At 40.1% G+C, this 11,641-nt stretch carries 15 protein-coding genes; 5 read left to right on the top strand and 10 right to left on the bottom strand.

The genetic code is table 11. The features are described 5' to 3' along the window. Positions 1-172: 172 nt before the first annotated feature. The 3 genes from ABXH34_RS01270 to ABXH34_RS01260 are packed head-to-tail and all read left to right on the top strand — an operon-like array spanning position 173 to position 1,882. Positions 173-538 (top strand): hypothetical protein, encoded by a 366-nt coding sequence (locus ABXH34_RS01270; protein WP_353570036.1) that lies wholly within the window; start codon positions 173-175, stop codon positions 536-538. Beyond that, positions 535-1,179 carry a YqiA/YcfP family alpha/beta fold hydrolase gene (locus ABXH34_RS01265; protein ID WP_353570035.1) on the top strand — a complete coding sequence of 215 codons (645 nt, stop codon included), beginning with the start codon at positions 535-537 and terminating at the stop codon, positions 1,177-1,179. The genes ABXH34_RS01270 and ABXH34_RS01265 overlap by 4 nt, the downstream gene beginning before the upstream one ends. Beyond that, complete coding sequence (locus tag ABXH34_RS01260) at positions 1,169-1,882, top strand: sulfite exporter TauE/SafE family protein (protein ID WP_353570034.1); 714 nt, start codon at positions 1,169-1,171, stop codon at positions 1,880-1,882. Before ABXH34_RS01265 ends, ABXH34_RS01260 begins: the two co-directional genes overlap by 11 nt. Positions 1,883-1,951: 69 nt before the next feature. On the opposite strand, the gene ABXH34_RS01255 is transcribed toward ABXH34_RS01260, so the two are convergent. Next, positions 1,952-2,350, bottom strand: a complete 399-nt coding sequence (locus tag ABXH34_RS01255) for a bacteriohemerythrin (RefSeq protein ID WP_353570033.1) — start codon at positions 2,348-2,350, stop codon at positions 1,952-1,954. After that, positions 2,340-2,576 (bottom strand): hypothetical protein, encoded by a 237-nt coding sequence (locus ABXH34_RS01250; RefSeq protein WP_353570032.1) that lies wholly within the window; start codon positions 2,574-2,576, stop codon positions 2,340-2,342. The genes ABXH34_RS01255 and ABXH34_RS01250 overlap by 11 nt, the downstream gene beginning before the upstream one ends. A gap of 191 nt (positions 2,577-2,767) precedes the next feature. Here ABXH34_RS01250 and ABXH34_RS01245 point away from each other — a divergent pair, with 191 nt between their 5' ends. Both ABXH34_RS01245 and ABXH34_RS01240 read left to right on the top strand, forming a co-directional pair. Continuing rightward, entirely contained in the window at positions 2,768-4,768 is a 2,001-nt protein-coding gene (locus ABXH34_RS01245) for a caspase, EACC1-associated type (protein ID WP_353570031.1), read from the top strand. A 144-nt stretch (positions 4,769-4,912) separates the two neighbouring features. Then, positions 4,913-5,254, top strand: coding sequence for a hypothetical protein (locus tag ABXH34_RS01240; RefSeq protein WP_353570030.1), 342 nt, complete (start codon positions 4,913-4,915; stop codon positions 5,252-5,254). Between the two features lie 100 nt (positions 5,255-5,354). Here the strand turns inward: ABXH34_RS01240 and ABXH34_RS01235 are convergent, their stop codons facing one another. The 8 genes from ABXH34_RS01235 to ABXH34_RS01200 form a co-directional block, all read right to left on the bottom strand. After that, positions 5,355-5,783 (bottom strand): hypothetical protein, encoded by a 429-nt coding sequence (locus ABXH34_RS01235; RefSeq protein ID WP_353570029.1) that lies wholly within the window; start codon positions 5,781-5,783, stop codon positions 5,355-5,357. Positions 5,784-5,840: 57 nt separating this feature from the next. Beyond that, entirely contained in the window at positions 5,841-6,215 is a 375-nt protein-coding gene (locus ABXH34_RS01230; RefSeq protein WP_353570028.1) for a hypothetical protein, read from the bottom strand. Between the two features lie 2 nt (positions 6,216-6,217). After that, positions 6,218-6,535: a ferredoxin III, nif-specific gene (fdxB, locus tag ABXH34_RS01225; RefSeq protein ID WP_353570027.1), complete on the bottom strand. Its 318-nt coding sequence runs from the start codon at positions 6,533-6,535 to the stop codon at positions 6,218-6,220. Between the two features lie 12 nt (positions 6,536-6,547). Then, positions 6,548-6,754 (bottom strand): CCE_0567 family metalloprotein, encoded by a 207-nt coding sequence (locus ABXH34_RS01220; protein ID WP_353570026.1) that lies wholly within the window; start codon positions 6,752-6,754, stop codon positions 6,548-6,550. 81 nt (positions 6,755-6,835) lie between these two features. Further along, complete coding sequence (locus ABXH34_RS01215; RefSeq protein WP_353570025.1) at positions 6,836-7,309, bottom strand: NifX-associated nitrogen fixation protein; 474 nt, start codon at positions 7,307-7,309, stop codon at positions 6,836-6,838. Between the two features lie 25 nt (positions 7,310-7,334). Next, on the bottom strand, positions 7,335-7,616 hold the full coding sequence (locus ABXH34_RS01210) for a 4Fe-4S dicluster domain-containing protein (RefSeq protein WP_353570024.1): 282 nt from the start codon (positions 7,614-7,616) through the stop codon (positions 7,335-7,337). 100 nt (positions 7,617-7,716) lie between these two features. Then, positions 7,717-9,213 (bottom strand): nitrogenase cofactor biosynthesis protein NifB, encoded by a 1,497-nt coding sequence (nifB, locus tag ABXH34_RS01205; RefSeq protein ID WP_353570023.1) that lies wholly within the window; start codon positions 9,211-9,213, stop codon positions 7,717-7,719. A 594-nt stretch (positions 9,214-9,807) separates the two neighbouring features. Continuing rightward, complete coding sequence (locus ABXH34_RS01200) at positions 9,808-11,508, bottom strand: GspE/PulE family protein (protein WP_353570022.1); 1,701 nt, start codon at positions 11,506-11,508, stop codon at positions 9,808-9,810. Positions 11,509-11,641: the final 133 nt, after the last annotated feature.

Below are 11,641 nucleotides of genomic sequence, written 5' to 3'. Positions count from 1 at the left end.
AATAGCATCAGGAAAGCCGGGCCCTCTCACCAACAAGCTTCATTTATTTTATCAACAGCATATAAAGAAGCACTGCGAAACAAAATAATATAAAAAATATCTTAATACTCTCCAAGTTTATCAACGCTAAAAAACTGAGAAGTCTATATTAAATCCTCAAGGAGTCGCCGCGATGGATAATGATAAAATTGTACAATATACTGAAGCATTAAATGGGCCTGCACCAGACTTTGATCCTGATTGGGAAGTGACTCAAGAATTACTTAAAATGGTCACAATGCAAGCGCGTCAGTTGATGTATTTACAAAAGCAGCTCGATATTTTAAAGCATTCACATGGTTCAAGCATGGAAACCTTAATGCACTCGTTAAACCGTAGTATGACGATGCAAAATATGAATCCTCGTAGTTTAAAACAAGAAGAGGTTAATGCGGCCATTTCTGAGTTGAATCAATCTATTGAATCAGCAGCAAAAGGTGAACGTGCCGCACAATATGCAGGCAATGTATTAAAATTTATTGCAAAAGTGGTGTTATGAGTTACATTTATTTACATGGTTGGGCTTCTGACCCACGCTCTAGCAAAGCGGTTTTTTTCCAGGAACAATTTGCTAGACACGGCATTTCTCTTCAAATTCCAGATTTAAATCAAGATGATTTTTATCACATGACATTAACCCGTCAAATAGAACAAGTTGCTGCCTTATTTCCAGCCCAGCAGCCTGTGACTTTGATTGGTTCAAGTTTAGGTGGTTTGGTCTCGTTGTGGTTAGCGCAAAAATATTCGCAAGTTGAGCGGTTGATCTTGATGGCACCTGCATTAGAATTTTACCCGAATTGCATTGATGTTTGGGGTAAGGATAATTTTGAACGTTGGCAAACCGAAGGTGAAATCAGCATGATGCACTATGCGTGGGAACGTGAAGAGCTGATTAGTTATGATTTCATAAAAGATGCGATGCAGTATCAAGATAAGGATTTACAGCGTCAATTACCTACTTTGATTTTACATGGCGAAAATGATGCGGTTGTGCCGATTCAAGCTTCTCGTAATTTCATCACACAACAACGCAATTGGGTTGAGTTAAAGCCTTATGATAGCGATCACAGTTTGAAAGATGTATTACCCGAAATGTGGGCTGCAACACAAGATTTTTGTGGGTTGAGCGATGCTGGGTGATATCCCTTTATTTATTTCAGCTTTTTTAACGGGTTTACTTGGTTCTGTACATTGCATTGGTATGTGTGGCGGGATTGTCGGTGCATTGACGATGGGCTTGGCTGAGCCAGTTCGTCATTCCCCAGTCAAATTATTACCTTATCTCCTCAGTTATAATTTAGGCCGCATCAGTACCTATGTCTCAATGGGTTTAATTATTGGTTTCATCGGCACACTTTCATCGCAGCTTCCTTATCAACATAGTGTTCATTTATGGATTTCAGGTTTATTTATGATTGCCTTGGGTTTGTACATTGGTGCATGGTGGCAAGCGTTAAGTTATTTGGAAAAATGGGGTGCAATATTGTGGGGTAAAATCTCACCATTAGGCCAGCGTTTTTTACCTATCAAAAATCCATTACAGGCTTTAGGTTTAGGTTTGGTTTGGGGATGGCTGCCATGTGGATTGGTTTATACTGCATTGGGATTGGCTTTGGCTGGTGGTAATACCATGCAAGGCGGTTGGATTATGTTGTGGTTTGGATTGGGCACATTGCCGATGTTATTTGTGATGGGCACGACGGCACAATGGCTGATGCAATTTACTCGACGTTTATGGGTGCGGCGTATGATTGGTGGATTGATTATTTTGTTTGGGATTGCCACTTTAGCTGAAATTATTACGTTTCATCCTAATATCCAAGGCCTGGAAGTTTGTGATTAATTTATGTTCTGCATTGTGTGGAAGCAATCACGGATTATTTGCTGCAATTAACGAGTTGTATCATATCGCTCATGCTTGTCCTTTGTGTGCTTTCATGTTGGCAGCCAAGGCGCTGTCCATCGTTTGGGCGTGTGATTCAAACCAACTGGGTAATTGATTTTGTACATAGGCGCGACCCATCGTGATATTGCCTTTTGCTACTCGACTATTAAAACGTTGCAATTCGCCTAATACCCGTTTGTGTTCGCCGATATGTTCACGAATAGCAGGAAAATTACAGGTTTGCATCCATTCCGTTTCGGTATCAAAATGGGCTTGAGTATGTTCGAGTAATTGTGCAAATAGCGGGATAAAATCGGATTTGGACGCGGTATCCAGTTGATTCAACAAAGTGACAAATTCACGATGGGTGTTATCCATCTCTTCCATGCCCAACACGTAGCTAGACTCGAAATTTTCAAGCAGCATTATTTGATTCCTGTCGTCGGTAAGCAATCGTTTTTTCTATTTTACGCGCAATGTAAGCACTGTATTCTTCGCTATTGGCATAATCGTATTCTAGTGCCAAACTAGCCAATTGGTCTAATGCTTCACGCAAACGGGTGATTTCATCAAAACTTCTGTTACAGGTCAAACAACGTGTGCCATCGTCACGGCAAGCGGTTTTGCCTTGGCAGGGCGTAAATTGATTCATGTGGATTTCCCAAGTATGCGGGTTTTGTGCAGCATTATCTTAATGTCTTTTATCATTGGGCGCGAAATCATCGATTCTGCCAACACACACTTTTCGTAAGTACAGAGAACATTATACTTTATCTTTTGTGTTAATTTATCATTTATTCAAGTTATAATCCTTTCTATCATTTTTCAGCTCATTTTCACATTATGGCAAAATATGCGGTTGTTATTGGAGTCAGTGAATATCCTGAAGCCACAGGTGACGGTGGTTTAAAGCCCTTGTTGCGTGCGACTAAAGATGCTGAGGCGGTGGCTGAGGTGTTGCAAGATGTTGATATGGGTGATTTTGATGAGGTTGAGTTGTTGACCAATCCTGATAAAACTGTGATTGAAACGACGATTGAGCAGATTTTTTCAACACGACGTAGTAAGCAGGATGTGGTGGTATTGTATTTTTCTGGGCATGGGATTAAGGATTTCCGTTCAGGACATTTGTTTTTAACCGCGCATAATACGGCTAAATCTGATGGTGGTTTGGTGAAGGCGACGGCTGTCAGTGCAATTGCGATTCACGGTTTTTTAAATGATTGTCCTTCTAAGCATCAAGTGATTATTTTGGATTGTTGTTACAGTGGTGCATTTGCTGAGGGTTTGAATGCGAAAGATGGTGGTCGTCAGCTTGATTTAAAAAATGAGTTTGGTGGTGAAGGGCGAGCCATTTTGACTTCTTCGAGTTCGGTGGAGTTGTCTTATGAGCGTGAAGAAGGCGAGTTGTCAGTTTATACGGATTATTTGTTGGAGGGGATTCGTACAGGCAGTGCGGATAAAGATGAGGATGGTTGGATTTCTGTTGATGAGGCGCATAGTTATGCAAAACAGCGGGTAAAAAGTGAAGCCAATGGCATGAATCCAAAGATTTATTCGAGTGATGAGGGCTATAAGATTTATTTGGTGAAAGCCCCTGCAACAATGGCATTGAAGCGTTATCGGGAAACAGTTGAAAAGTGTGTTAAAACGGGTAAAGGGCAAATTACCTTTATTTGTCGAGAAACCTTGAGTCTAGTCCGAGTGCAATCGGGTATTAGTGAAACGGATGCACAGCAAATTGAACGCAGTATTTTAGTGCCGCTCCAGCGTCGTAAAGAGAATCTTGAAAAATATCGAAAAGCCTTGTCTTTTGCATTGAATGAATCAAATCCCATCAGTGAAAATCATCGTATTGAATTACAGGATTTGCAAGAACACTTGGATTTAAATGATGAAATTGTCCAAATATTAGAAAAACAACTTTGCATGACTGATTTAGAGAAAATCCAGCAATTAGAGCAAGAAATTGGTAAAAAACTACAGCAAATTAGTTTAGATAAAATTACTGGTTCTGATAACGGCTATGCAGTGGATGAAAATAACAATGTGATTGGCTTGAATTTAGATGAATCAGAACTTGCTACTATTCCTAATGCTTTAATTAATATGAAAAATTTACAAAAATTATCAATAGTTGGCAACAAAATTGAAAAACTCCCCGCCGCCTTTGGGCAACTGCAAAATTTGAGTAAATTAAGATTATATGAAAACCAGCTAAAAGAACTGCCAGCTTCGGTTGGGCAACTGCAAAACTTGAGTTCTTTAGGTTTAAGTAGAAACCAGCTAAAAGAACTGCCAGCTTCGGTTGGGCAACTGCAAAACTTGAGTTCTTTAGGTTTAAGTAGAAACCAGCTAACAGAGCTGCCAGCGTCGTTTGGGCAACTGCAAAACTTGAGTGATTTAGAATTACAGCATAACCAGCTAAAAGAGCTGCCAGCGTCGTTTGGGCAACTGCAAAACTTGAGTGTATTAGGATTAGGAAAAAACCAGCTAAAAGAGCTGCCAGCGTCGTTTGGGCAACTGCAAAACTTGAGTTCTTTAGATTTAAGTAATAACCAGCTAAAAGAGCTTCCAGCGTGGTTTGGGCAACTGCAAAACTTGAGTTTGTTATATTTATATGAAAACCAGCTAAAAGAGCTGCCAGCGTCGATGGGGCAACTGCAAAACTTGAGTTATTTAAGATTAGAAAATAATCAGCTAAAAGAGCTGCCAGTATGGCTTAGGCAATTGCAAAATTTACGACAACTTTACATATCAGGAAATCCCTTAGAAACCCCGCCAATGGAAATAGCAGAAAAAGGCATCGAAGCCATTCGTGAATACTTTGAGAAACAGGATTAAGCTAAGCGCATTTCAGAAATACAAGAGACTTTGAAGGGCAGTTTTCGTATATCATAACGAGAAAAACCAACCCCACCGATTAGTTATGATTTCAATATATTCAATGTGTTATAATTTTAGAACTCATTATCAAGAGGTGATATTATGTCAACTGAATTATTGCTAGATGTAGGTGATTTTGCAGAATCTGAACAAGATTTACAGGCACTATTACGCGAATTAAGCGATAGTGATATGGTAGAAAGTGCAGAATTATGCGAGCCTGACGACGTGATGCGTGGCGCAAAAGGCGGCTTATTTGACAAACTAAGATTAATAACCAAACCAGAAAATATAAAAGCTACTATTTCATTTATTTCAGATGTTTATTGGAAATTTGTTGTGCCACCCCGCATCAAAATAACACTTAAAACCGATGACGGAAAAACCATCCAAATTGAAATGAACCGCAAAGAAGACTTAGACGATATTTTAAAAAAACTATAGACTTTGAATTTTCTCATTCCACCTATTGCATGAAATAACGCATAAATACACCCGTGCTTGCTCTCGTAACAACACAGCAATAACGAGAGCACAGAAAACGCTAGCCTTCCATAATCGCCTCATAAGCGCGTCTTAATAATTCGAGTTCGGTTTGCGGATAAGTGCGAGCATCAGTAATGGCGATAAAACGCCCCTCATGTTCTGCGACTTCATCACACGGAGGGTCAACGTACATGGTGCGCAGCAAAAAGATGGTCAAGTTTTGATCGGGTGCGTCGACTACGGCTTGAAATTCACTGTCTAACTCTAAACTGCCCTTGTCTAAACCTAATCGTTGTTCTGCATCGCTGATAATTGCCGCAGGATGTAATGCAACTTTATCATCGCTGACAGCATCTAAATCAAGCAAAGAAGATAAATCAGGCAAGCCATCGAACAAACAAACGCTCTTATTAATGCTTAAAAATAAGGTTTTAGCACTGGTTTTTTGTTTATGATAAATAATGACACGGGCGTTACTGAATTCCATTGTTTAGCCTTTTGTAAGTGTGATTTTGCAAAACGAGTTTTGCACTCCTGCATTAGATTAGCCTAGCGAGGGTAATAACTTAAGCTCAGTTTTAATATTCTCAGCGCGTCCCCAAGCCGTCACCGCTTCAACAAACCATTTGGGTTTATTAGGATGAATTTGAATCACGTCAACTTCGGCGTACATCATGCCATTTGGATATAACAAAATACTGCCATAACCACCATTCTGACCATCCCACATCCCTTTTAAACTCTCACTACCGTCGTAAGGGTCTTTGATGATTTCAAATGTGGCGAGGTTAAAATCACCGATACGTTGCTGACCATCGGCAAAACCTTCTTTTACCAATACATTACGCATGGCTTCACACGTTGCTTGACCAAATGCTTGTGTTGCTGCCACACGCTGTTGAATATCAGATTCTGACATGATTAAGCCGCTACAGGTAATGCTTTATGGGTATGACATTTCTTAGGACAGACCCGAGAACATGCCCCACAACCAATACAGTCCATGGCATTTTCAAGTGTCATCACCATCATGTTATCGTCATCATCATCGTCGTCATCATAATCATCATCAAGGTCTTCATCGCCTAAAACTTCAGAGCGTTCAGCCAAAGTGAATACATCGCGTGGACAAACTTTATAGCAGCGTCCACAGCCAATACAGGTGACGGCATTTAATTCAGTAACAAAAGTAGGTTCCCATTCAACGCCACCACGCGTTAATCCCGTAATATTGCTCATGGCTGACATTCCTTACTGTTGCGCTGCTTGATAGGCGTTATTAGATTTTTCCCATTCCTGACAGGCTTCATAAGTTGATTGAGCCAATTCGGGTATTTTTTCAAATCCTGCGGGCAAGCTATCTTCCACTAAATCATGTAATTGTGAAGCCCATTCTGTCGCAATACGTTTCTTCTTAGCCACGTCTTTTTTTAGAACTTTAAGTTCTTCGTCTGTCATCTTAGTTCTCCAAAAAATTGTAAACAGCTTAAAATACTTAGGATTGGCAGTGTTTGGGCAACCGCCAATCCTCGCTATCATTTATAATTCTGCCACTTCACGATATTTATCAGCTAACTCAGCCGCTTTATCAACGATTTTGACTGAATCCTCAACCAAAGCCGCTAAGCTTTTAAATCCAAAACGATGCACATCACGCAACACTTTATCTACAATCACAAGCTTGCCAACCATAATCAACGCCCGTCCAAACCCTTCATGACTTAAATTCACCATGGGCACAGCCATCAAACCTGTTTTAGTCTCGATTAAACTGGACAACGCATTGTAGTAAGCTTTAACCTGAGAAAGCGTTTCTTCATCAGGATCACCAATCACAGGAATTTCACGACGACGCTCTTTAGTCTTAATGACAGGGTCTAATACTTGTGCATCATTAAACTCTGCATACACATCATAAGCATCTAAAGCCCGAAGTTGTTTAACCATTTCTAAAGCTAACGGACTTTTTAATAACTCATCATTTTCATCAATAACTAATGCTGCGGTATCCATTTACATTCCTTTTACACATTCAAATTTAAGCGGCTAATTTGTCGATAATGCCGTATTTTCTAAGCTGCTCTAATGGGATATTGGTCAATGAACCATAAGGATTTATTGCCACCCCTTCACTATCTACAATCGCCTCTTCTATCGGGCAAATACTGGCACATTGTGCATCAGCAAAATCACCGTCACATTCAGTACATTTTTTCTCATCGATTAAGAAATGAGGTTTTGCTTCATAAATCGCTTCGCTGGGGCATAAAGGTTGGCACGCCCAGCAATTCACACACGCTTGAACAATTTGTAATGCCATGATTATTCTTCTCCGAGGACGGGCAGTCCTAAATTTTTGTAGTTATTCCAAATTTGCCATATCACAGGACTGCCAATCCTAAAAAACTAAAAATATTAAATTAAGCTGTCGCTCTCAAACCCGCTTCTGGTTTCTCATTTAATGCACCACTTTCAGCCATTTCTTTATGAACTATTAATAATGCTTCTTCAATTGATTCCATTGCATGTTCACTGTTTGGAGTGATGCCCGCTGCTTCTAACTGATCCCAAGGTTCATAGCCAATTTTCGCACTGAGCACCACTTCACAACCTTCTAAAGAACGAATCAGTTTTTGCAATACGGTTTCGCCATCACCGCAACTATCGCCACCACCACTGCAATACAATTCAGTTTTCGCATGACCGACTAGCTTCACATTATCTTGTGCTACTTCATAAATTAAGAATTCTTTCGCATGGCCAAAATGCTGATTAATAATGCCGCCACCTTGCGTCGCTACCGCCATCAATACAGAACGTAATTTTGGTTGAGGCTTAGCTGTTTTACGCAATGAATCCAATGATACAAACTGTACGCCTTGTTCTTTTTCCGCTTGTTGGCGAGCTAATTCTGCTTCGATGCCATCGTGTACTACTTTGCGTTTTTCCATCGCGGCTGAATAATCAATTTCCATCGCTTCAATTTTATCTAAAGTGAATTCTGAGCCACGATCTTCACCCAATAAGCCAACTGCATCCGCACGACATTGACGACAATGGCGCATCATATTCATATCGCCTTCACACGAATCTTGTAACTCTTTCAATTCAGCTTGAGTTGGGCCGCGTTGTTCCATCAAACCGTAATACGTGCCATGTTCTGGCTCAGAAATCAACGGCATAATATTGTGTAAAAACGCGCCTTTCGCTTTTACAACCTTAGACACTTCAGCTAAATGTTTGTCATTCACACCGGGAATCATCACCGAGTTCACTTTAACTAAAATGCCTTTTGCAGTGAGCATTTCCAGCCCTTTTTGCTGTTGCTCAATCAAAATCTTCGCGGCTTTCACACCTTTGATACGACGGTTATTCCAGAAAATCCAAGGATAAATTTTTGCACCGATTTCAGGGTCAAGACAGTTAATCGTAATCGTAACGTGATCGATATTGTGTTTGCTTAATTCTTCAACGTGCTCTGGCAAAGACAAGCCATTAGTTGAAACACATAATTTGATGTCAGGCGCGGTGGAGGATAATTCACGAAAGGTTTTAAAAGTGCGTTCTGGATTCGCAAGCGGGTCGCCCGGTCCTGCAATACCCAATACCGTCATTTGAGGGATTTCAGAAGCCACAACCAAGGTTTTTTTAATCGCTTGATCGGGGGTTAATAATTCAGATACAACACCGGGGCGTGACTCATTGGCACAATCATATTTACGATTACAGTAATTACACTGAATATTACACGCAGGCGCGACCGCAACGTGCATCCGAGCAAAATGGTGATGTGCTTGTTCTGAATAACACGGGTGATTGTGTACTTTTTCGCGGATATGTTCAGGTAAATGGGATAATTGGTCATCCGAGCTGCCACAAGATGATTCACTACAACCGCTTGCCGTTGTTTCTGTCATAACCTGACCCTCATACAAAAATTGAATAATGTCTTAAGTCAGTAGCGCAAATAGTATGCCTTATTTTATTTCATTGTTTTTATTTGATATTATTTGAAATGCGGCTTTTTTTGTAGTAAAGGCAACATTGAAAATAGAAAACTTTGTGTTGAAAAATACAAGGAGATTAATAAAGGGATTATCAGTTTCTATGAAATGTGATTATGGTATGTACAACGTAAGAGATGAGAGCGTAAAGGCAAGCATTAGATATACGTTGATTTGGGTACAAACACGGCCAAGGATTTTTTGCTTAACCTCGTTTGGCTTTCTGATCTTTGATTTTTCTATTGGCTCAGTTAGGTTTAGAAATTATCGTATTGAAAGTTATGTTATTTGCTGAAAAATATCTAAAGTATTAACTCATGTTCCGAAAATGAAAAAAGTGTGAAAGAGTAGACTGGAATAGATGAGCCTTTGATGTTAGTTATTATGAATAAACTATCACTCACCGTATTCCACCATCCCAAGCGTATCACCTATTTTGGTGGAAAACACTATGCTATTACACCCTGCATAAAATGAAAAGTTCTGTTATTTACGTAAGGTGAAGTATTAATGCTCACTGGTAATTCGCAACACTTCATCGACACTGGTAATACCTTGATAGGCTTTAATCCAGCCATCTTCACGTAAGGTTCTATAACCTTGAGCATTCGCTATTTTACGTAATTCGGGTGCAGGTGCATGTTGTAAAACCAAACTTTGCAATTCAGATGAAACCTCAACCAATTCATAAATACCGACTCGACCTCTATATCCAGACCCTTGGCACTCATGGCAACCGACAGGCTTTTTCCAATTTGCCGCTTGCGCCTTCAATGGTTCTGGTAATAATTGCTGGGTGCGGGCTTGAATATCGGCTAATGGTTCGTCGGGAATCGCGCAATGTGGACATAAACAGCGCACTAAACGTTGGGCTTGCACTGATTTAACCGATGTTGCGACTAAAAATGGCTCAACCCCCATATCAACTAAACGGGTAAATGCACTAACCGAATCATTAGTATGTAATGTGGACAAGACTAAATGTCCTGTGAGTGAGGCTTGAATTGCAATTTCAGCGGTTTCCACGTCACGAATTTCACCAATCATCACAATATCAGGGTCTTGGCGCAAAATTGAACGCAAAGCACTGGCAAAAGTGAATCCAATATCACTATGGGCTTGCACCTGAGTAATCCCTTTGAGCTGGTATTCAACAGGGTCTTCAACCGTAATAATTTTTTGTGAACGGTTATTTACTGCATCCAATGCCGCATATAAAGTGGTTGATTTACCCGAACCTGTAGGTCCTGTAACCAAAATAATCCCATGCGGTTCATTAATCCAATTATCAAACATTTGTAAATGGTCAGATGCAAAACCCAATTGTTGTAAGCGACTGGTTTCACGTTCCTTGGGTAGCAATCGCATCACGATAGATTCACCATGTACACCCGGTAGACAAGAGACACGAATATCTAATTCTTGGCCGCTGACTCGAATATTCAAACGCCCATCCTGTGGCAATCGGCGTTCCGCAATATCTAAACCTGAAATTAATTTAATCCGTGAGGCAATTGGGTTAAATCGTTCTTTGGGTAAATTGATGTGTTCATGCAACACGCCATCAACTCGATAACGTACAAAAAAAGTATGTTCTTCTGGCTCAACATGTACATCTGAAGCTCTGCGATCAATCGCCTGTGAAAACATATTATTCACGAATTCAACCACGGGAGCACCTTCAGCTAATTCACGTAACACATTGATGTCATCCGCATTATCGAACTCGCCATCACCTTGGGCTTTGGCCAATACATCCAAAATGCGATCTAAATCTTGATTACGAACTAAATACCAGTTTATTTCCTGTCCTGCGTAAATATGTTCAAAGACTTCATGCAGCGTTTCGTCTAATGGGTTGCGAGCAATGCAATACAAACTTTCATCTTCATTTGCCCATACAATCACTTCTTGATCTAACCACCAATCTTTTTCAATCCCTGTATTTTCAATTTGTTGCAATAGATGGCTCGCATCAAATGGAATACTATTGCTGTGGATGATTGGTAAATCAAGTTGTTTGGATAAGATTTGCAATAAACTGTCTTCAGAAATCGCTCCCATCCGAATCAATACCGCTCCCAAACGTCCACCAAAACGTTGTTGGAAATCCAAGGCTCGTTGAATATCTTGTTCTGAAGCCAGTTGTTCCGCAATAAGCATTTCGCCTAAACGAGGTTGAATTTGGAATTTGGTAGGTGCATTCATGGAATCAATTATCAGTGGGCTATTTGTCGATTTAAGAAAGAATATTAATTCATTTGGGCAAAATTTATTTTAAGAGTTAAGAAATAAAAATAAAATCAATGGTATGAAAATATGGTTTGTCATAGAGGCTGTC

Origin of the sequence: Candidatus Albibeggiatoa sp. nov. BB20 (genome assembly GCA_016744725.1) — a bacterium.
In the GTDB taxonomy this organism is placed as follows: Bacteria; Pseudomonadota; Gammaproteobacteria; order Beggiatoales; family Beggiatoaceae; genus Albibeggiatoa.
Note: the sequence above shows the minus strand (reverse complement) of the source record. Positions and strands in the feature narration are given on the sequence as shown.